This window comes from Nonomuraea sp. NPDC003560 (assembly GCF_042878785.1).
In the GTDB taxonomy this organism is placed as follows: Bacteria; Actinomycetota; Actinomycetes; order Streptosporangiales; family Streptosporangiaceae; genus Nonomuraea.
In genome coordinates this window covers 31,360-49,381 of record NZ_JBIAOF010000021.1, presented here as the reverse complement: position 1 = coordinate 49,381, position 18,022 = coordinate 31,360, and the positions used below count along the sequence as shown (strand labels likewise).

Genomic DNA, 18,022 nt, shown 5'->3' with positions numbered 1-18,022 from the left:
TGTTAGGCTCCATCACGTAAGCGGATATGTCATATCCACTTCGGTGGATGTGCCGACGAGAGCAGGTGAACATGCAGACCGTGATCATCACTGGCGGCACCGACGGGCTCGGCAAGGGGCTGGCCCTTCACCACCTCCGGCAGGGCGCTCACGTGGTGGCCCTCGGCAGCACCGCCGGAAAGGGGGAGGCCCTGCTCGCGCAGGCCGAGGCGCTGGCCGGGCGGGCCACGTTCGTACGCGCCGACCTCACCTCGCTGGCCGCCTGCCGGGGCGTCGTCGAACGCCTCGCCGCGGACCATCCGGTCGTGGACAAGCTGATCCTCTGCGCCCAGCGCTACCGGCTCCTCGGCGGCCGCGCGACCACCGGCGAAGGCTTCGAGCACAGCTTCGCGCTGGCCTACCTCAGCCGTTTCGTGCTGAGCCACGGCCTGCACGACGTGCTGCGGGCCGCGCGGCGCCCGGTCGTCATGAACGTGGGCACGCCCGGCGTGCCGCTGGGCCGCATCCACTGGGACGACCTGCAGCTGACCCGGGCCTACAGCGGCGCCAAGGCCACCCTGCAGTCCTTCCGGGCCAACGACCTGCTCGGAGTCGCCTTCGGCGTCCTGCACGCCGGCAGCGGCGTCTCCTACGTCGGCTACAACCCCGGCGTGGTCTCCACCGGCATGCCCGCGAGCCTGCCGCAGCCGCTGCGTGCGGCGACACGGGCGTTCTTCACCGTGTTCGCCACGTCGGTGCCGAAGGCGATCGAGCCGATGACCGTGCTCCTGGACGACCCGCCGGCCGAGCCTTTCACCGCCCACTGGGGCAGGCGCCGGCTGCCGCTGGACGGCCGCGCCTTCGACCGGGACGACGCCCTGCGCCTCCATGAGCTGACGCAAGAACTGATCTCGCGCTGACACCAGCGTCCCGACCGAGAGGAGACAAGCAGAGATGACATTGAACGACCTGACCGGCAGGACCGCCCTGATCACCGGCAGCACCGGGGGCATCGGCATGGAGACCGCGCGCGGCCTGGCCAAGCTCGGAGCCTCCGTCGTCCTGGTGGGGATCGACCGCGGCCAGGCGCAGCGCGCCGCGCAGGAGATCCGCGCCAGCGCCGGACATGATCGGGTGGACGCCCTCGCCGCCGACCTCACCGGCCTCCAGGGCCTGCGCCAGATCGCCTCCCAGGTCGCCGAGCGCCACGACACGCTGGACGTCCTGGTCAACAACGTCGGCCTGAACCGGCCGCGCCGCGAGCTGACCGACGACGGCGTGGAGAAGATGTTCGCGGCGCACGTCCTCGCCCCGTTCACCCTCACCCACCTGCTGCTGCCGCAGCTGAGGCGCGCCGGCCGCGCCCGGGTCGTCAACCTGACGGGCGGCATCCCCGGCGGGCCCATCGAGCACGACAACCTGCTGGGGGAGCGGCGCTTCATCGGGTGGACGTTCAGCCACTACAACCACACCAAGACCATGACGATGGCGCTGACCGCCCGGCTCGCCCGGGAACTGCGCGGCACGGGGGTGACGGCCAACGTGGTCTACCCCGGGCACGGCTACACGCCGATGAACAGGGCGACCCCGATCGGCGCGTTCCCGAGGCTCTACCGGCCGATCGCGCCTCTGGTGCTGAAGGTCGTCGCGCCGCTCTTCCTGTCGGACCTGACCCGATCGGCCCGCTCCAGCATCCATCTGGCCGCGAGCACGGAGGTGGAGGGCCTGACCGGCGCCTACTTCGACGACCGGTGCCGCCGCAAGCCGCTGCCGGCCAGCGCGCTCGACGAACGCAACCAGAACGCCGTGTGGGACCTGTGCGCCCGGCTGAGCGCGAGCACCCTTACCGAATCTACAATGTAAAGGCGGTTGCCGGGATTCGCTCACGCGAATCCCACCCGGCAAAAACCGAGCACCGACAGACCTAGGCGTCGCCGGAGCCCGCTTCTATGCTCCGGTCGTGGCGGACATCAGCTACTTCGACGCGTGGGGGTTGTGGCTGCACGGCAGGTCCACGCTCGGCAACGATCTGCTCGGCCTGCCGATGATCTGGTGGGGCCGCTTCGGCAAGATCCTCTCGTTCGTGTCCGGCGCGGCGGTCGTCGTCGACCTGGTGGGACCGGAGAGGCTGAGCCGCTATGGCGCGCGGCTGACCCGGTTCATGGCGAAAAGGCCCACCGGGGGGCCCTTCATCGTCGGTCTCGTCACAGGGGCGGCTGTCGCGTTGGTCGAGGAGCAGACCGACGTGCCCTGGTATCTGGGGCTGCTGCTCGGGTCGATGCTCGGCGGGGCCGCGGGCCTGCTCGCGGTCAGGGCCGGCCGGACGTTGCAGGATCCGGAGCTTCCGATGACGTTGAAGTGGGTGTCCTTGGGGCTGTTCTTCGTCGGCTTCCATTTCGATCTGCTCGCCTCGTAGCCCTGCCGGCCGGCCAGAAGGCCGACAGGGCGTCCTTCCCAGGGCGGAGGTCGTCGGTGGGGATTCAGGGTTTCCGTAGGGGATTACTCCGACGCCGTGCCGCCCTCTCGTGCCGGATCTTGGTACGGCGGAGGCCGAGAGCCGGACTCCGCCGAATCGGAGGAGTGACGTGAGGGGAAGACGTACCAGTGCGGCCGTCGTGGCGTGCTTGACCGTGTCGTTGACGGCGACGCCCGCCATGGCCGCCACGGCGGCGGCGGCGGAGGGCCCGAGTTTGCGGGCGATGCTGGACAAGGTCGTCGCGGGCGGTGCGGTGGCCGCGATCGCCGAGGTTCGCGACGGGGACAGGACCTGGCGAGCCGCCAGTGGCAGGGCGACGATGAACAGTGCCCGGTCGGCCCCGGTGGACGGGCGCTTCCGGGCCGGGAGTGTGACCAAGTCGTTCACGGCGAGCGTGGTGCTTCAGCTGGTGGGGGAGGGAAGGCTGCACCTGTCCGACAGTGTGGAGCGGTGGCTGCCGGGGCTCGTGGACGGGGGCGCCGACATCACGATCAGGCACCTCCTCCAGCACACCAGCGGCCTTCCCGAGTACTCCACGGGCATGATGGACGAGGCGGGTATCCCCAAGGAGCGTTACCGCACCTGGTCGGCACGTGAACTGGTGGAGAGAGCGGAGAAGCTCCCGCGCGATTTTCCGCCCGGGTCCGCGTACAGGTACTCCAACACCAACTACATCGTGCTCGGCATGCTGATCGAGGGGGTGACCGGCAGGCCGTACGCGACGGAGATCAGGGAGCGGATCCTGCGGCCGCTCGGGCTGCGGCACACCCGCGTGCCGGGAGCCTCGCCGGAGGTGCACGGGCCGCATGCCCACGCATATGTGCCGGTCACCACGGGTGGCGGGGTCGTCCCTGTTGACGTCACACGGTTCAATCCCACGATGGCCGGGGCGGCGGGTGAGATCGTCTCCACCACCGGGGACGTCAACCGGTTCTACCGCGCCCTGTTCCAGGGCAAGCTGCTGCGCCCTGATCTGCTGAAGGAGATGAAGGATCCCGGCACGACCGAGGGGTATGGGCTGGGGTTGGAGCTGGCGCCTCTTCCCTGCGGCACGGCGTTCGGCCATGGCGGCGGAGCTCCGGGCTATCTCACGGTGGCGTTCAGCTCGGCCGACGGTTCGCGGCAGGTCACGTTGTCGATCACGCCGTTCTCCGGCGATCCTCATCAGGCGGCCATGGCCTTGCTGACCTCTGCGCTGTGCCCTTAAGGGGACTCGGTCGGGATGGCCGAGTGCGGCGTCGGCGACTTCGTGGTGTCGGGGGTGCGGCGTTGTGCGGCGAGCACGGAGTCGAGCAGGCCGGGGAAGAGGGTGTCGAGGTCCTCCCGGCGCAGCCGGACCAGCCGGGCGCGGCCCTGCACCGTCGTCCATGTCACGCCGGCCTCGCGCAGCACCCGGTAGTGGTGCGACAGCGTGGTCTGGTGCACGTCGATGTCGGCGCCGATGGCGTTGCAGTGGTCCTCGCCCATCCGGTCGAGCCGCTGGACGAGGTCGAGGCGCACGGGGTCGGCCAGGGCGCGCAGCACCTCCACCAGCCGGATGGCCTCGGTGGCCGGTTGTGACACCTCACGCATGGTCGCCCCCTGGGTTCCGCACGCCTGTCACGCTACCAATTGATGGATATATGGACAAGTATCCATGTATTCCCTAGGGTTCCCCTCGATACGTCCGAGGTCCCTGTGGAAAGGTGGCACCGTCCGGTGTTGCGACGACTTCTCCCTCTGGCCCTGGCGACCTTCGCCGTGGGCACCGACAGCTACGTGATCGCGGGCCTGCTCCCGGCCATCGCCGCCGACCTGCGGGTCTCCACTCCCGCCGCCGGGCAGTTGGTGACGGTGTTCGCCCTGGTGATGGCCCTGTCGGCGCCGATCATGGGCGCGCTCACCGGTGGGCTGGACAGGCGGACCGCGCTGCTGATCGCGTTGGGCGTCTTCGTGGCCGGCAACGCCGTCACCGCCCTGGGCACCGGTTACGAGGTGGTGATGATCGCCCGCGTCGTCACCGCGGTGGGCGCCGGGATGATCAACTCCGCTGCGTCCAGCACCGCGGGGGCGATCGCGCCTGCGGAACGCCGGGGCAGGGCTCTGGCGTTCGTGCTGGGCGGGCTGACGGCGGCGACGGCGACGGGCCTTCCGCTCGGCACGCTGATCGGCCGTGCCGACTGGCACGTCACCCTGTGGGCGGTCGCCGGGGGCGGCCTGGTCGCGGCCCTGGGGATCGCCGTCGGGCTGCCCGAGGTGCGGTTGCCCGCCGCCTCGCTGGGCGAGCGGCTGCGTCCGCTGAAGGAGGGCCGGGTCGTGGCGCTGCTGGCCGTCACCACGCTGGTCTTCCTCGGCGCCTACACCCTCTACACCTACATCGGGCCGGCCCTGCGGGAGGCGACGGGCGGCTCCGAACCGCTGTTCGCCGCCGTCCTGCTGGCCTGGGGGGTCGGGGTCCTGGCCGGGAACCTCGTCGCCGGACGGTTGGTCGACCGGTACGACCCCGCGCACGTGCTGACCGGGCCCCTCGCCGTCGCCGCCGTCGCGCTGGCCCTCACGCCGGTGGCGACCGGCACGTTCGTGTCGACCCTGGCATGGGCCGCGGTCTGGGGTGTGGCCCTGGGCGTCGTCGTCGTGCCCCAGCAGCATCGGCTCATCGCGCTCGGCCCGGCCGCGGCGCCGGTCCTGCTCGGGCTCAACTCCTCGGCCATCTACATCGGGATGGCTCTCGGCGGGGGTCTGGGCGGGCTGGCCCAGGAGTGGTTCGCCGTCGTGCCCGCCGCGTTGGGGCTGCCGGCCGCCGGCGTCACGGCCGTGGCGCTGCTCTACCATCTGACGACCGCCCGCCGCCGTACGCCCGCCGTGCCCCGGCCCTCCTGAGCGCGGGTGGTCAGCCTGCCCCGGCGGCTCCGGGGAGGAACGCGGCAGCCTCCCGCAGCGCGGCGCGGGCCGGCACGCAGGCCAGGGCCGCCCTCCAGTGCCCCGGCCGACCGGCGATCGTGTCAGACGCGCCGGCCGGTGTCCATCCTCATCCCTCGATGCGACCGAGCCAGGCGTCCTGGGTGTCGGCCAGCTGGTCTGTCAGCGGTAGCGGGACGAAGCGGCACGCGAACTCCATGCCGGCGTCCGTGCCGTCGCCGTGGACCCGGTGGTGCCAGGCGTCGGCGGTGTCGGGGGCGGCGGTGAGGTGGAAGAACGTCGTGTGCCGGGGCTGCCCGTTGTCCTGGCGAGGTTTGTGGTCGACCGCGATGGGCCCGACGACGGTGAGCTCGGTCAGGCCGGTCTCCTCCGCGACCTCCCGCAGGACGGCCTGTTCCAGGCTCTCGTCCGGCAGGACTCCGCCCGCCGGCACCTGGGTGCCGGCCTCGGGCGCGTCGACGTGGTCGAAGACGAGGAGTTCGGGGGTGGTCCGGTGACGGATGACGTAGGCGGCGACGCGGATTCTCGGCTCGGGCATCCGTTGATGATCGCAGACGCCGAGCCGAGGGATCCGGGTGGTCTACGAGACGTACAGCAGCCAGTAGGGGGGCTTGGCGTAGATGCTGTTCAGGCGGCAGGAAGCGGTCTTCCCTGCGGCGGTGTACGGTGCGGCGGCCCGCGCGCAGGCGTCCGACGTGGGGTAGACGCCGACCAGGACGGGGGTGGAGGTCTGCGCCGTGGCCGCCTGGGCGGCGGCGGGGAAGGCGAGGGTGACCAGGACAAGTGCGACGCCGGTCGCGGCGCGGCGGAAGGTGTTCGTGTTGATGACCATGGGGGGAACGGTAGAAGTCGTCCCCTTTCGCGGTCGTCAAAGCGATCCTTGATTCCCCGTCCCCCTCGGGGATGATTTCCGCGGCCGGGACGTCGTCCTCCTGGAATGGGGGAGTGTGGTCGAATCGCTCCCATGACGATCGAGTACCTCCCCGTCTCCGGTGACGGCCGCCTGTGGGCCGAGCGCGCCGGCGACGGTCCTCCCATGGTCCTGCTGCACGGCTCCGTGCACGACAGCCGCCTGTGGGACGGCGTCTTCCCCGAGCTCGCGCGCCACCGCACCGTGATCCGGTACGACGCGCGGGGCCTGGGCCGTTCGACGCCGCCGACAGCGCCGTTCCGCTACGAGGACGACCTGCTCGCGGTCCTCGACCACTTCGGCGTCGAGCGGGCCGCGCTGGTGGGGCTGAGCATGGGCGGGGAGGTCGCGCTCGACTTCACCTTGGAGCACCCGGAACGGGTGCGCTCCTTGACCCTGGTCGCGGCGTCGGCCGGTGGCCACGACTGGCCGCGCTCTCCTGAGCTGGACGCCTACGCGGCGGCCGACCGCGGGGACGACCCCGGCCGCCTGGCCGAGATGGAGCTCACGCTCTGGGCCTCGCTGGGCGACCGGGCGCCGGGATACGCGGCGATCCGCGACATGGTCACCGAGAACGCCGGGCTGCGGGTGGCCGCCGAGAAGGGGCATGCCCTGTTCGCGGAGGTGGGCGCCGTCGAGTTCCTCGACCGGGTCGCGGTGCCGACGACCGTGGTGGTCGGCGACCACGACCACCCGGAGATCGGCGTGATCGCCCGCCGGCTCGTCGCGGGCATTCCGGGCGCGCGCCTGGAGATCGTGGCCGCCGCCGACCACTACCTGCCGTTGCGCGCGCCGGAACGGCTCCTGGCCGTCCTGCTCGCCGGCTGAAAGGCGTGCCGACGGCGGTGCGGTCGTCGGGCATAGGGTGCTTTGCATGGCATTGCGGCTGGTTCAGGTGAACTTCAAGGCCCGGGACGACGCGGCGCTCGGCCGGTTCTGGGCGGACGCGCTGGGCTGGGGCGTCTCCGGCGAGGGCCCCGGCGTGACCAACGTCGAGCCCGTGGGCTTCGCCTGGCCCGATCCCAGCGCCGTCTGCGTCGACGTCGTCACCGTCCCCGACCCCGAGACGGTGAGGTACCGCGTGCACCTCGATCTCGCCACCACCTCCGAGGCCCATCAGGCGGAGCTGGTGGCCCGGCTGGCGGAGCTCGGCGCGAAGCCCGCCGACGTGGGCCAGGGCGACGTGCCGTGGGTCGTCATGGCCGATCCGGAGGGCAACGTGTTCTGCGTGCTGGAGCCCCGGGAGATCTACCGGGACACCGGGCCGATCGCCGCGGTGGTGGTCGACTGTTCCGACCCGCGGGCCATGGCCCGGTTCTGGGGCGAGGCGGCGGGCTGGACCGTGCACGAGGTGAGCGACGCTCACGCGCGGCTGCGTGCGCCCGAGGGGGTCGGGCCCTACCTGGAGTTCCTGCGCACGACGCCCGGCCCGAAGACCGTGTGGAACCGGGTGCACATCGACCTGCTGCCGCACCGCGGCGCCCATCAGGCGGCGGAGGTGGCCCGGCTGGCGGAGCTCGGCGCGAAGCCCGCCGACGTGGGCCAGGGCGACGTGCCGTGGGTCGTGATGGCCGATCCGGAGGGCAACGAGTTCTGCGTCCTGGGCGCCCCGCGCTGACCCGCGACGCTCAGCGGGTCACGGTGGTCTCCCGTCCCATCCGCGCTAGCTTGTCGGGATTGCGCACGTGGTAGGCGCCGGTGACGTAGCCGTTCTCCACGCGCACCGCCACGACTCCGTCGATCTCGCCGTCGATCCGCACGAGCAGCCCGGGCCCGCCGTTGATCTGCACCAGCTCGACCGATCTGTCCGCGTCGTGCTTCCACCAGCCCGCGGCCAGCAGGCGGGCCACGTTGTCGATGCCCACGACAGGCCGCAGCAGGGCGTGCCGGCGGCCGCCGCCGTCGCTCAGGGCGACGACGTCCGGCGCGAGGACGTCGAGCAGGCTCTGCAGCTCGCCGGTCTCGACCGCCCGCTGGAAGGCCTGGAGCGCGGCCCGGGTCTCGGCCGGGGAGGTGGTGCCGCGCGGCCGGCGGGCGGCGACGTGCGCCCGCGCCCGGTAGGCGATCTGGCGGACCGCTGACGGGCTCCTGCCGACGGCTTCGGCGATCTCGTCGTAGTCCAGCTCGAACACCTCGCGCAGCACGAACACCGCCCGCTCGGTCGGCTGCAGCGTCTCCAGCACCAGCAGCATCGCCATGGAGACGCTCTCGGCGAGCTCGACGTCCTCGGCCACGTCGGGGGCGGTCAGCAGCGGCTCGGGCAGCCACGGCCCGACGTAGGACTCCTTGCGCCGGCCCAGCGCGCGCAGCCGGTCGAGCGCCTGCCGGGTGACGATCCGCACCAGGTAGGCGCGCTCCTCCCGGACGGCGGCGAGGTCGACGTCCGCCCATCGCAGCCAGGTCTCCTGCAGGACGTCCTCGGCGTCGGCGGCCGAGCCGAGCATCTCGTAGGCGACGGTGAACAGCAGGTTGCGGTGGGCGACGAACACCTGGGTGGCGGAGCCGGGCGGCCCGGCGTGTTCGTCGTGATCGGTCATGTCCCGCTCCTGCCTGTCCGTTCTGTGCACTGCCACACGCACAAGACGCCGTCGTGCGCCGCCGCGTAACACGTCCGGCCGGTGGCCTACGTCACAGGGGCGCCGGTGTTACGGGGGCCGGGGCGGCGGCGTCTCGTGGTCGTCAGGACGCCGCGCGGACGATCCGCGCGGCGCGACGACGAGTCGAGAACGCGAAGGGAAGTCTTCCTCATGTCCATGTCCACGACGACCGGCCGGCGGTCGCGTATGCCCAACCCCCTCCCTTTTCTCCCCGAGCTGGCGGTGGTCGGCGAGGGGCTGCACAAGGCCCTGCGGAACGGGGTGATCCCCCCGGTGACCATCGCGCTGCTGCAGCTGCGCGCCGGGCAGCTGCTGGGCAGCACGTACTTCACCGTCAGGGAGACCGCCGGCCTGCGCGGGCTGGGGGAGCCGGAGGAGCGCATCACCGCCGTGGCCACCTGGCGGGACGCCACCTGTTTCACCGAGGCGGAACGCGTCGCGCTGGAGCTGGTGGAGGCGGTCCTCACGCCGAACCCGTCGGGGGAGCGCGTCAGCGACGAGCTGTACGCCAGGGCGTCGGCGCTGTACGACGACAGGGCGATGTGGTCGCTGGTCATGGCGATCGCCCACATCGGCTTCTTCACCCCGGCGGCCCTCATCGCCAAGCCGATCCCCGGCATGCCGCCCGGCCGGAACTACAGCGAGTGAGAAAGGCGCCTGACATGAGCATCACCACGTTCGCGGTGGCCGGGGCGACCGGCCGGCTGGGCCGCCACGTCGTCGACGTCCTGACCGAGAGGGGCCACCGGGTCGTGCCGATGTCCCGCGCCACCGGCGTGGACGTCGTCACCGGTCAGGGCCTCGCCGAGGCGCTGACGGGGGCGCAGGTCGTCATCGACGTCGCCTCCTGGCACTCCTCCGACCAGGAGGCGGCGACGGAGTTCTTCCGCGCCTCGGCCCGCAACCTGCACGAGTACGGCCGCCGGGCGGGGGTCGCGCGGATCGTCGTGGCCTCCATCATCGGGGCCGACAAGGCCACTGCTGGTTTCCTGGCCGCCAAGAGGGTGCACGAGGAGCTGCTGCCGGCCGGGCCGCTTCCCGTCCGCGTGCTGCGGGCGGCGCAGTTCCACGAGTTCGTGGCGCAGCTGCTGGACTGGCAGCCCGGTGACGTGGCCTATGTCCCGGAGCTGCCCACCCAGCTCGTGGCCTGCCGCGTCGTGGCCGAGGAGCTGGTCGACCTGGCCGTCGCCGCGACCGTGCCCGGCACGCCGATCCCCGAGATCGCCGGTCCGCGCAGGGAGACGCTGGCGGAGGCGGCCCGGCTCCTGGGCGCCCGCCGGGGTGTCAAGGTCGTGGGCGTCGACGGCGCGGGCGTGCCCGATGCCGATCTGGCCGCCGCCGGCGCGTTCCTGCCCGGCCCGCACGCCAGGCTCGCCGGCCCGACCTTCCGGGAGTGGCTGGACGCCCAGCCCTGATCCGGCCCCGCCCTTGTCCTCGGTGGGACGCCGGGGGCAAGGGGTTCCCTGTGCGGGCGTCCCGGAAGGTCGCCGTCTGGATGATCTTCGAAAATTGTCCGTGCCCTGCGCCATGATGACACCGCTCGTCTCCGCATAACGGATCTTGAAGGAGCTGTCATGACCGCACAGGAAACCCCCGGCTGGTCCGATCTGGGGTGGGACGGCTGGAGGAACCTCCCTCTGGTCCGCGCCAGGCTGGCCGCGGGCGCCGACCCCGACGAAGGCGCGTACTTCGACGAGCGTCCCCTGCACGTCGCCGCCGAGCGCGGTTCGCCGGAGGTGGTCGCCGAGCTGGCCGCCCGGGTCGCCGACGTCGACGCCGAGTGCGAGGGCCGCACCGCGCTCTGGGAGGCGGTCTTCCATGACCAGCCGGACAACGCCCGTGCGCTGGTCGCCGCCGGAGCCGACCCGTGGCGGCCGATGATGGGCGGCTGGTCGCCCGGCCGGCTCAGCCTGGCCGGTCCGACGCCCGGCCTGTTCTTCCCGTTCCCGCCCGGCCACGCCCGGCTCACCGAGGCCGAGACGGCGGCCGTGGCGGAGGCCGCGCGCCTGGTCGGCGTTCTGGAGGGCCTCGACGGCGACGGCTTCAGCCTGACGTGCGTGCGCGGTGTCAGCGCGGCGGAGGCGGCGCGCCGGCTTGCCGCCGAACCCGCCACGGAGGAGGAGCTCGAAGAGGTCGAGGAGGATCCGTTCGAGGACGACGCGCTGCGGTTCGTCGGCGTCACCGACGTGCCGGGCGGCTGCGTCGTCTTCCAGGAGTGGGGGTACATGGCCGCCACGCCCGGCGTCATGAAGGCGCTGTCGGCGGGCACGGTCGCCTACGGCATGTACGCCAATCCCAAGAGCGGCAACCAGGGCAGGGTCTACCGCGACGGCGAGGCCGAGGAATGGGACACCCATCCGGGCGGCGGCGACGCCTCCCCGGAGGACTCGCCGGAGGAGATCCTGCGCACGTACCTGTACGACGGGTGCGCCGAGGCGTACTGCTTCGCCGGCGCGGGGCTGCGCCCGGCCGACGCCCGCTCGCTCACGGAACCGGACACGTACCTGCGGTTGCCCGACGGCGACTACTGGGCCTGAGCGTTCTCCTCCCGGGCGCCGGTGCCAGCGTCCTGCCAGCCGGGTGACAGCCCCGGCGGCCAGGCTGCTGTCTCCACCGACGTGAAGGCAGGGCGTGATGGGCGGCAAGAAGTCGATGCGGTGGCGCAGCGCGGACGTGACCTCGAAGGACGGCACGACGATCGCCGTGCTCAGCGCGGGGCGGGGGCCGGGGCTGCTGGTGATCCCCGGGAACAACCGGCGCGCCCACCACTACGGGGCGCTGGCGCGAGCACTGTCCGGCACGCACAGCGTGCACGTGATCGAACGGCGCGGACGCGGCGGCAGCGGCCCGCAGGGCCCGGCGTACGGCGTGGACACCGAGGTCGACGACGCGCTGGCCGTCATGGACCGCACGGGCGCGCGCCTGGTCTTCGGCCACAGCTACGGCGGTCTCGTCGCCCTGCACCTCGGGTTGCGGCGCAGGGTGGCCGCGCTCATGGTCTACGAACCGGGCGTCAGCATCGACGGCTCCTTCCCCGCCGGCTGGCTGCCGGCGTTCGAGCGGCTGCTGGCGCAGGGCAGGCACACCGCGGCGATGGCGGCCTTCCTCAAGGCCACCCGCCTTGTTCCGGTCGGCGACGCGCCGGCGCCTGTGTTCCGCGCGCTGGCGTTCCTGATGCTGCGCGGGGCGGAGGGGCGCGACACGCGGGCGATGATGGCGACCACCCCCGCCGAGATCGGCGAGATCGTCCGCCTGGACTCCGACGGCGCCAGGTACGCCGCCGTCGGCTCCCCGGCGCTGCTGCTCGGCGGCGACAGGTCCCCCGGTTACCTCACCGATGTGCCGGCTCGCCTGGCCCGCCTCATGCCCGACGCCCGGCACGAGATCATCGCCGGGCTCGACCACAACGCCCCCGACCTGAACGCCCCCGAGGTCGTCGCCGAACGGATCCGGGCCTTCACGCGGTCGCGCGTCCCGGGGTCCGAGGGAACGATTTCGCTGAGCGATGCCCCTGAGCCATGGCATTCCGACAACTGAATCTTGCCGGTCACCGGGAATGCGGTTTCGGTGTGGCGTCGATGAGTGATTCGTGGCAAGTGTAAACATCGTACCGGTCCAGATGCCCTGATCGGCGTGCGGAAGGGCCGCATTCCGGTCTATGGGTTCGGATAGCGACTACGGGCTGCATTCCGAAAGGAACGGTACATGTTCTCACCCAAAATACGAGCAAATGCCCTCAGCAACCCCACCCGGCCGGCGGCGCCTCGTCTTGGGCGGAGCATGACACGAGTGGCCGTGCGCGGCTCGCTCTCGACGGCCCTCGTCCTGGCCATGATCCCCGCCGTGACCCCCGCCATGACCCTGGCCGCGCACGCGGACGGCGACGGGCGGTGCGACCCGCACACCTTCTTCAAAATCCGTTCGCTCTCGCCGAGGAACTTCTTCATTCCCCGTACCCGCTACATTGACGGCCCCGGCGGCACCATCACGGTGACGGTGACCCGGGAATACGAGGTGAGGGCGTTCCGGGAGACGGAGAACGAGCAGCAGTTCTCGATCACGACCGGAGATCTGGTGCGTAACCTGCGCAAGATGGGCGTGCCACACCTCGAAGAGCGGCATATGGTCTTCACCGGCCATGAATACAGCCGGACTATCACTAAAGGGATGTACGGCAATATGTGGTACCGCGTTTTCGGCTACCGCATCGGCTGGTCGGCTTGGTCGGTCCTCGGCACCTGCAAGCAGTTCGAGGTCGGCTCGGGGATAGCCAACGTGCCGTCCAGGGTGGAGGGCTGGCGGTACTGGGAGACCAGGCACCCCAAGTTCAGGGGCCGCATCCTGTCCATCGACGGCGGGAATCCCGACGACGACAAGGGAACGGGGTCGGGGGCGGCGCGGCCGCGGCCCCGGCAGTGGCAGGGGCCGGCGCTGGCGCCCCTGGCCAGGCCGTCGTTGCCGCGGGGGACCTCCGCGGCCGACAGGACCGAGAGGACCAGGCAGCGCAGACGCTGAGCCCCGGTTCACCGGCTCGGTTCACCGGCTCGCCCCGAGCTCAGGCCTCCGGCGTGGCCTCGGGGGCCGGTCGGGCCGGTCGGCGGCGCGGGGCGGCGCGGGGCGGCAAGGTCGTGGGCGGAGCGGGCCAGCCAGATCATCATCAGGACGCTCGACACCACGCCGAGAGCCCCGGCCGCGCCTTCCCCGCCGGCGAACGGCAACGCCGCCAGCACCAGGATCAGCGGCGTCACCAGGGCGGCGACGCCGTACGCGACGGTCGCCGTGCCCCAGCGGTCGTCGGAGCCCTGGGCCCGCAGGACCAGCACCGTCCAGACCAGACCGGCCAGGCCGCAGACCAGCTCGCCCCCCTCCGGGACGGGCCGGCCGAGGAGGCCGAGCACGCCGATGACGGTGAACCCGCCGTACCCCAGCAGCCCGGCGCCCCGCATGTACGGCCGGCCGCGGCCCAGCACCCGCATGAACAGCACCACGAGCACGCACATCACCGCGGAGTCGATCACCGTCGTGTCGGCCTGCATCGACGCGGTGAGGTGGAGCAGGAACGTCGTGGCCGCCGAGGCGTACAGCGCCAGGCGCAACCGCAGGGTGTCGGGGTCCCGCGGGGGCGGCGGCCCCGCCGGCGGCCCGCGCAGGATCTGCCAGATCCCCCAGGACCAGGACAGCCCGGCCAGGGCCAGGAGGAACAGGTTCGGCCCGGTGGCCGTGACGCCTTCGGCCGCGGCCGAGAACAGCGTCAGCCCCCACAACGGGCCGAGCTCACCGGAGACCAGGGCGACGACGGCGGCGACCGTCAGGGCGGCACCGTACAGAACGGTGAGAAGCAGGGCGGGCACGGCCGAACGGTGACGACGTAACACAGGACGCTTCCCGAAGGGGGAGGGGGACGAATGCCTCACTCTACAATTGATCATGAGCAGTGACGCCAGACGGCGGGCGCGCCGCGCGTCACGATCCCCCCACTGACGAAAGGCGCGAACGTGACGTCCGCCCCCACCACCGATGACGACTGGGAGTCGTCGCTGAGGCAGGCCTTCGGCGTCCTGCTGGGCCATCCGCTCTCCGGCTTCGACCCCGAGGCCGAGTACGCGGCCTGCTACACCGGCAACTGGCTCGACGAGACGGGCTTCAACAGGGATCCGGCGTGGCTGGAGCCGGCCGCCCTCGCCGGCCGCGCGACGATCTCCAGCGAGAACCTGCTGCTGCTCGACGAGGTCGGCTACCCCGAGCTGCGGTTCGACCCGAGCCGGTCGTTGTTCGAGATCGACGCCGCGGCGGAGTTGCCGGCCGACTTCGGGGACGAGCTGGCGGCCGTCAAGCTCGCCGGTTCCGACCGCTGGCCCCAGGTCGGCGGCGCCGAGCTGGCGCGCCTGACGGCCCGCCACGGGGTCGGCCTGCCGGCCGGGGCCTGGTCCGTGACGAGCGCCACCATCGCCTCGGACGGCACGCTCCTCGACGCCCTCCGCGTCGCCACCGGCATCGGCGACGGCTTCGACAGCCTGGTGCCGTACGAAGGGGGCGACCCCGAGACGGCGGCGGCCGTCGCGGCCGTGGAGCACGCCGGGCTCCGGGCGCACCTGCGCGCGTTCTGCGATCCCCGCTCCGACGAACTGGCCCTGTGCCGTCAGGACATGCGCACGGCCAGGGACGAGGGCGGCGCGCTGGTGGCCCGGTGGGAGGGCGCCGTGGACCAGTACGAGATCACCGTCCGGCGGGTCGGCCCCTGACCGCTCACCCGCCGCCCGGCCCACCGGCCCAGGCGGCGGGGTCCTCAGGAGCGGGCCAGGGTGCCGCGATGGCGGGCGACGTTCTCCAGCCGGTGGAACAGGACCACCCCGGCCGCCGTGATCAGCAGCGGCTGGGCCAGCAGCCAGCCGAGGCCCCAGCCGGTCGGGAGGGCGGCCAGGGAATGCCCGCCGAGCAGGATGTCGCGCATCGCCTCGATGCCGGGCGCGATGGGCACCACCAGCCGGCTGAGGAAGGCGACCGGTTCGGGCAGGGCCGCCAGCGGGACCAGGGTGCCGCCCGCGACGGCGTAGAGGGCCACGGACAGCTGGGTGACGATCTCGATGCGCCGCAACACCAGGCACAGGCCGCACAGGATGAGCGCGAGCCCGCAGGTGCCCAGCACGATGGCGGCCAGCGGCACGATCACCTGCGCGTCGAGGGGCAGCCGCCCGCCCTGGAGGGCGACGGCGGCGACCCCGGTGGCCAGGACGGCCAGCGCGGCGGGCACGGCCGCGATCACGGCGGCCACCTGGCGGCCGAGGATGCTCGCGGCCGAGGGCAGCGGGGTCAGGTAGGTCTGCTCCAGCACGCCGGACCGGATGTCGCCCAGGTAGCTCCAGAACACCCGGTTGACCTGCTCGTGGACGAACGTCAGCGCCACCATGCCGAGCAACACCGGCGGCAGCAGGTCGGCGCGCAGCTGCCCGCGTCCCATGAACAGCACGACGAGCAGGTAGAACAGCGGGAAGGTGATCATCTCCAGGAGGACCTCGCGCCATCCGGCGAGCAGGCCGATCATCCCCTTGCGGACTTCGGCGGCGAATCCGCGGACGAAGGTCATGACGCCTCCAGGGCTCGCCGGTGGTTGCGGACGAACAGCAGGCCGGCCACGGCGGCGAGGACGAGGGTGTGGGCCAGCAGCCAGGGCAGCGTGCCGCCGGTCCACAGCCCGGCCAGGGTGCCGCCCTCGAACAGCGTCCGGTTGAGCGCCTCGACGCCCAGCGTGGTGGGCAGCAGCCGGGCCGCCGCGGCCAGCCAGTCCGGATACAGGTGCAGCGGCAGGAACGAACCGTTGAGCAGCAGCACCAGCGAGGTGAACAACGACTGCAGGGCGCCGACCGCCGGTGAGACCAGGGCGAGGGCGGCCAGCAGGAAGGTGAAGGCCAGCGCGTCGACCCCGAGCAGCGCGGCGGGCAGCAGCGCGGCCCAGCGCAACGGGACGGCGATCTGCGCCAGGAGCATCGGCACGAGAGCGGCGACGGCGGCCACGGCCAGCCCGAACACCGACGCGGTGAGCAGCCGGCCGAACATCGGCAACCACGGTGGCGCCGGGCTCATCTGGGACTGGGCGAAGGTCCCGGCGCGGATCTCCTCGACGAGGTCGGCCACCATCACCAGGCCGGCGTACTGCAGGAACCAGTAGCCGCCGATCGCGACCAAGGTGGGCGGCAGCAGATCCTGGCGCAGCTCACCCTGGCCCAGCACGAATTGCAGACCGAGATACATCATGGTGCTGATCAGCAGCGTGACGACGTGCCCGGCCGGGTGGGCGAGCTGCACGCGCAGGCCCTTGCCGATCTCGGCGCGCAGGACGTCAGGCAGCATGGGACGGCTCGTTCACCAGGGCCAGGAACACGTCCTCCAGGCCGGGCTGGACCTGCGTCAGCGACTCCAGGACGGCTCCGTGCGCGCGCAGCCGCCTGACCACGTCGTACACCTCGGCCGGATCGCTCACCCGCACGCGGATGGTGGTGACGCCGTCACGGGTGTCGGCGTCGAAGCCGGGAGGCGCGGCTCCCTCGACGCGGATCTCGTACCGGTCGCGTTCGCGGAAGCGGGCCAGCAGCTCGCGGGTGGGCAGGTCGGCCACGAGCCGCCCCTGGCGCATGACGGCCACCCGGTCGCACAGCTCCTGGGCGATGTCGAGCTGGTGGGTGGTGAGCAGGACGGTGGTGCCCAGCTCGCGGGCCTGCTCGGCGATCCAGTTCCGGACGGTGCGGGTGGCCTCGACGTCCAGGCCGAGCGTCGGTTCGTCCAGCAGCACGACGGGCGGGTCGGCGATCAGGGCGACGGCGATCGCGACCTTCTGCTGCATGCCCCGGGAGAAGCCGCCCACCTTCTCGTGGCGGCGTTCCCACAGGCCGAGATCGGTCAGCAGATCCTCGGCGCGCTCGGCGACCCGGGCCTTGCGCAGGCCCTTCAGCCGGCCGAAGTACATGAGGTTCTGCCAGGCCGACAGGGTCCAGTAGACGTTGCGGGAGCCCTCCAGCACCGCGCCGAAGCACGCCATCGCGGACCGGCGCTGCCGGGTCACGTCGAACCCGGCCAGCCGGACCCGGCCGGAGGTGGGGGACAGCAGCCCGGCCAGCATCTTGATGGTCGTGGTCTTGCCCGCGCCGTTGGGGCCCAGGAACCCGACGACCGACCCGGCGGGGACGCGCAGGGACACCTCGTCGACCGCCCGGACCTGCGCCGATCCGTACACCTTGGTCAACGCGTCGATTTCGATCATGTCATCTCCTCGATTCGGGAAAGCCCCGGCCCGCGGCCTCGCGGCCGGGAGCCGGGGCGGGCCGTCACAGCTCGGCCAGGACCTCGATGTCCTGCGCCGTGACGTCGCGGACCACCTCGAACGCCGCGACGGCCGCGGGGGTGCCGGGCGCGGCCTGGCGGGCCGCCCGCAGGGCGGCGGCCGAGTTCCAGCGCCAGACGCCGACCCACGTGTCGTCGTCCAGGCGGCCGAGGCGGGCCTCGGTGAGGCCGGGCGCGGTGGCTCTGATGGCGGTGACCAGGGCGGCGTGCCGGGCCTGGACCTCCTCGGCGTCCGCGGGATCGGCCTGGAAGCGGGTGACGCTGATGACCGGCATGGCTAGACCTTCTCTCTAGAGTTGGCTTCTAGTGACTGAATCTAGAGATAGA

At 72.2% G+C, this 18,022-nt stretch carries 22 protein-coding genes; 13 read left to right on the top strand and 9 right to left on the bottom strand.

Annotated elements, in window-relative coordinates; genetic code table 11:
- Nucleotides 1–71: 71 nt before the first annotated feature.
- From ACFYUV_RS48990 to ACFYUV_RS48975, 4 genes are all read left to right on the top strand, one after another.
- Nucleotides 72–899, top strand: a complete 828-nt coding sequence (locus ACFYUV_RS48990; protein ID WP_387682563.1) for an SDR family NAD(P)-dependent oxidoreductase — start codon at nucleotides 72–74, stop codon at nucleotides 897–899.
- Between the two features lie 34 nt (nucleotides 900–933).
- On the top strand, nucleotides 934–1,842 hold the full coding sequence (locus ACFYUV_RS48985; protein WP_387682561.1) for an SDR family NAD(P)-dependent oxidoreductase: 909 nt from the start codon (nucleotides 934–936) through the stop codon (nucleotides 1,840–1,842).
- A gap of 97 nt (nucleotides 1,843–1,939) precedes the next feature.
- Nucleotides 1,940–2,395: a hypothetical protein gene (locus tag ACFYUV_RS48980; RefSeq protein ID WP_387682559.1), complete on the top strand. Its 456-nt coding sequence runs from the start codon at nucleotides 1,940–1,942 to the stop codon at nucleotides 2,393–2,395.
- Between the two features lie 214 nt (nucleotides 2,396–2,609).
- Nucleotides 2,610–3,662, top strand: coding sequence for a serine hydrolase domain-containing protein (locus tag ACFYUV_RS48975; protein WP_387682714.1), 1,053 nt, complete (start codon nucleotides 2,610–2,612; stop codon nucleotides 3,660–3,662).
- On the opposite strand, the gene ACFYUV_RS48970 is transcribed toward ACFYUV_RS48975, so the two are convergent.
- The gene (locus ACFYUV_RS48970; RefSeq protein WP_387682556.1) at nucleotides 3,659–4,027 is read right to left on the bottom strand and encodes an ArsR/SmtB family transcription factor; all 369 of its coding nucleotides are present in this window, start codon (nucleotides 4,025–4,027) and stop codon (nucleotides 3,659–3,661) included. The genes ACFYUV_RS48975 and ACFYUV_RS48970 overlap by 4 nt on opposite strands.
- A gap of 129 nt (nucleotides 4,028–4,156) precedes the next feature.
- Between ACFYUV_RS48970 and ACFYUV_RS48965 the strand changes: the two genes are divergently transcribed.
- On the top strand, nucleotides 4,157–5,314 hold the full coding sequence (locus tag ACFYUV_RS48965) for an MFS transporter (RefSeq protein ID WP_387682554.1): 1,158 nt from the start codon (nucleotides 4,157–4,159) through the stop codon (nucleotides 5,312–5,314).
- Between the two features lie 148 nt (nucleotides 5,315–5,462).
- On the opposite strand, the gene ACFYUV_RS48960 is transcribed toward ACFYUV_RS48965, so the two are convergent.
- Complete coding sequence (locus ACFYUV_RS48960; protein WP_387682551.1) at nucleotides 5,463–5,891, bottom strand: NUDIX domain-containing protein; 429 nt, start codon at nucleotides 5,889–5,891, stop codon at nucleotides 5,463–5,465.
- Between the two features lie 42 nt (nucleotides 5,892–5,933).
- Complete coding sequence (locus ACFYUV_RS48955) at nucleotides 5,934–6,185, bottom strand: hypothetical protein (protein WP_387682548.1); 252 nt, start codon at nucleotides 6,183–6,185, stop codon at nucleotides 5,934–5,936.
- 132 nt (nucleotides 6,186–6,317) lie between these two features.
- Here ACFYUV_RS48955 and ACFYUV_RS48950 point away from each other — a divergent pair, with 132 nt between their 5' ends.
- Both ACFYUV_RS48950 and ACFYUV_RS48945 read left to right on the top strand, forming a co-directional pair.
- Entirely contained in the window at nucleotides 6,318–7,091 is a 774-nt protein-coding gene (locus ACFYUV_RS48950; RefSeq protein WP_387682545.1) for an alpha/beta fold hydrolase, read from the top strand.
- A 46-nt stretch (nucleotides 7,092–7,137) separates the two neighbouring features.
- The gene (locus ACFYUV_RS48945) at nucleotides 7,138–7,881 is read left to right on the top strand and encodes a VOC family protein (RefSeq protein ID WP_387682543.1); all 744 of its coding nucleotides are present in this window, start codon (nucleotides 7,138–7,140) and stop codon (nucleotides 7,879–7,881) included.
- A 10-nt stretch (nucleotides 7,882–7,891) separates the two neighbouring features.
- Here the strand turns inward: ACFYUV_RS48945 and ACFYUV_RS48940 are convergent, their stop codons facing one another.
- Nucleotides 7,892–8,800 (bottom strand): RNA polymerase sigma-70 factor, encoded by a 909-nt coding sequence (locus ACFYUV_RS48940; RefSeq protein ID WP_387682540.1) that lies wholly within the window; start codon nucleotides 8,798–8,800, stop codon nucleotides 7,892–7,894.
- Nucleotides 8,801–9,016: 216 nt separating this feature from the next.
- On the opposite strand from ACFYUV_RS48940, the gene ACFYUV_RS48935 reads away from it, so the two are divergent.
- From ACFYUV_RS48935 to ACFYUV_RS48915, 5 genes are all read left to right on the top strand, one after another.
- Nucleotides 9,017–9,508, top strand: coding sequence for a carboxymuconolactone decarboxylase family protein (locus ACFYUV_RS48935; protein ID WP_387682538.1), 492 nt, complete (start codon nucleotides 9,017–9,019; stop codon nucleotides 9,506–9,508).
- Nucleotides 9,509–9,522: 14 nt separating this feature from the next.
- The gene (locus tag ACFYUV_RS48930) at nucleotides 9,523–10,275 is read left to right on the top strand and encodes an SDR family oxidoreductase (protein ID WP_387682535.1); all 753 of its coding nucleotides are present in this window, start codon (nucleotides 9,523–9,525) and stop codon (nucleotides 10,273–10,275) included.
- Nucleotides 10,276–10,434: 159 nt separating this feature from the next.
- Nucleotides 10,435–11,397: an ankyrin repeat domain-containing protein gene (locus ACFYUV_RS48925; RefSeq protein ID WP_387682532.1), complete on the top strand. Its 963-nt coding sequence runs from the start codon at nucleotides 10,435–10,437 to the stop codon at nucleotides 11,395–11,397.
- A gap of 97 nt (nucleotides 11,398–11,494) precedes the next feature.
- Nucleotides 11,495–12,397 (top strand): alpha/beta fold hydrolase, encoded by a 903-nt coding sequence (locus ACFYUV_RS48920; RefSeq protein ID WP_387682529.1) that lies wholly within the window; start codon nucleotides 11,495–11,497, stop codon nucleotides 12,395–12,397.
- A gap of 252 nt (nucleotides 12,398–12,649) precedes the next feature.
- Nucleotides 12,650–13,375, top strand: coding sequence for a hypothetical protein (locus ACFYUV_RS48915; protein ID WP_387682526.1), 726 nt, complete (start codon nucleotides 12,650–12,652; stop codon nucleotides 13,373–13,375).
- Between the two features lie 8 nt (nucleotides 13,376–13,383).
- Here ACFYUV_RS48915 and ACFYUV_RS48910 read toward each other — a convergent pair whose 3' ends face one another.
- Entirely contained in the window at nucleotides 13,384–14,211 is an 828-nt protein-coding gene (locus ACFYUV_RS48910) for a hypothetical protein (RefSeq protein WP_387682523.1), read from the bottom strand.
- A gap of 144 nt (nucleotides 14,212–14,355) precedes the next feature.
- On the opposite strand from ACFYUV_RS48910, the gene ACFYUV_RS48905 reads away from it, so the two are divergent.
- Entirely contained in the window at nucleotides 14,356–15,102 is a 747-nt protein-coding gene (locus ACFYUV_RS48905) for a hypothetical protein (protein ID WP_387682520.1), read from the top strand.
- Between the two features lie 44 nt (nucleotides 15,103–15,146).
- On the opposite strand, the gene ACFYUV_RS48900 is transcribed toward ACFYUV_RS48905, so the two are convergent.
- The 4 genes from ACFYUV_RS48900 to ACFYUV_RS48885 form a co-directional block, all read right to left on the bottom strand.
- A complete protein-coding gene (locus tag ACFYUV_RS48900) occupies nucleotides 15,147–15,944 on the bottom strand; it encodes an ABC transporter permease (RefSeq protein WP_387682517.1) in 798 nt (265 codons plus the stop codon).
- Nucleotides 15,941–16,708: an ABC transporter permease gene (locus ACFYUV_RS48895; RefSeq protein WP_387682514.1), complete on the bottom strand. Its 768-nt coding sequence runs from the start codon at nucleotides 16,706–16,708 to the stop codon at nucleotides 15,941–15,943. The genes ACFYUV_RS48900 and ACFYUV_RS48895 overlap by 4 nt, the downstream gene beginning before the upstream one ends.
- Nucleotides 16,698–17,615: an ATP-binding cassette domain-containing protein gene (locus ACFYUV_RS48890; protein WP_387682511.1), complete on the bottom strand. Its 918-nt coding sequence runs from the start codon at nucleotides 17,613–17,615 to the stop codon at nucleotides 16,698–16,700. Before ACFYUV_RS48890 ends, ACFYUV_RS48895 begins: the two co-directional genes overlap by 11 nt.
- 64 nt (nucleotides 17,616–17,679) lie before the next feature.
- Nucleotides 17,680–17,970, bottom strand: a complete 291-nt coding sequence (locus ACFYUV_RS48885) for an antibiotic biosynthesis monooxygenase (protein ID WP_387682508.1) — start codon at nucleotides 17,968–17,970, stop codon at nucleotides 17,680–17,682.
- Nucleotides 17,971–18,022: the final 52 nt, after the last annotated feature.

Coding starts and splice junctions, on each gene's coding strand:
- ACFYUV_RS48990 (WP_387682563.1), top strand. CDS start 72: ATGCAGACCGTGATCATCACTGGCGGCACCGACGGGCTCGGCAAGGGG.
- ACFYUV_RS48985 (WP_387682561.1), top strand. CDS start 934: ATGACATTGAACGACCTGACCGGCAGGACCGCCCTGATCACCGGCAGC.
- ACFYUV_RS48970 (WP_387682556.1), bottom strand. CDS start 4,027: ATGCGTGAGGTGTCACAACCGGCCACCGAGGCCATCCGGCTGGTGGAG.
- ACFYUV_RS48960 (WP_387682551.1), bottom strand. CDS start 5,891: ATGCCCGAGCCGAGAATCCGCGTCGCCGCCTACGTCATCCGTCACCGG.
- ACFYUV_RS48955 (WP_387682548.1), bottom strand. CDS start 6,185: ATGGTCATCAACACGAACACCTTCCGCCGCGCCGCGACCGGCGTCGCA.
- ACFYUV_RS48950 (WP_387682545.1), top strand. CDS start 6,318: ATGACGATCGAGTACCTCCCCGTCTCCGGTGACGGCCGCCTGTGGGCC.
- ACFYUV_RS48945 (WP_387682543.1), top strand. CDS start 7,138: ATGGCATTGCGGCTGGTTCAGGTGAACTTCAAGGCCCGGGACGACGCG.
- ACFYUV_RS48940 (WP_387682540.1), bottom strand. CDS start 8,800: ATGACCGATCACGACGAACACGCCGGGCCGCCCGGCTCCGCCACCCAG.
- ACFYUV_RS48935 (WP_387682538.1), top strand. CDS start 9,017: ATGTCCACGACGACCGGCCGGCGGTCGCGTATGCCCAACCCCCTCCCT.
- ACFYUV_RS48930 (WP_387682535.1), top strand. CDS start 9,523: ATGAGCATCACCACGTTCGCGGTGGCCGGGGCGACCGGCCGGCTGGGC.
- ACFYUV_RS48925 (WP_387682532.1), top strand. CDS start 10,435: ATGACCGCACAGGAAACCCCCGGCTGGTCCGATCTGGGGTGGGACGGC.
- ACFYUV_RS48920 (WP_387682529.1), top strand. CDS start 11,495: ATGGGCGGCAAGAAGTCGATGCGGTGGCGCAGCGCGGACGTGACCTCG.
- ACFYUV_RS48900 (WP_387682517.1), bottom strand. CDS start 15,944: ATGACCTTCGTCCGCGGATTCGCCGCCGAAGTCCGCAAGGGGATGATC.
- ACFYUV_RS48895 (WP_387682514.1), bottom strand. CDS start 16,708: ATGCTGCCTGACGTCCTGCGCGCCGAGATCGGCAAGGGCCTGCGCGTG.
- ACFYUV_RS48890 (WP_387682511.1), bottom strand. CDS start 17,615: ATGATCGAAATCGACGCGTTGACCAAGGTGTACGGATCGGCGCAGGTC.
- ACFYUV_RS48885 (WP_387682508.1), bottom strand. CDS start 17,970: ATGCCGGTCATCAGCGTCACCCGCTTCCAGGCCGATCCCGCGGACGCC.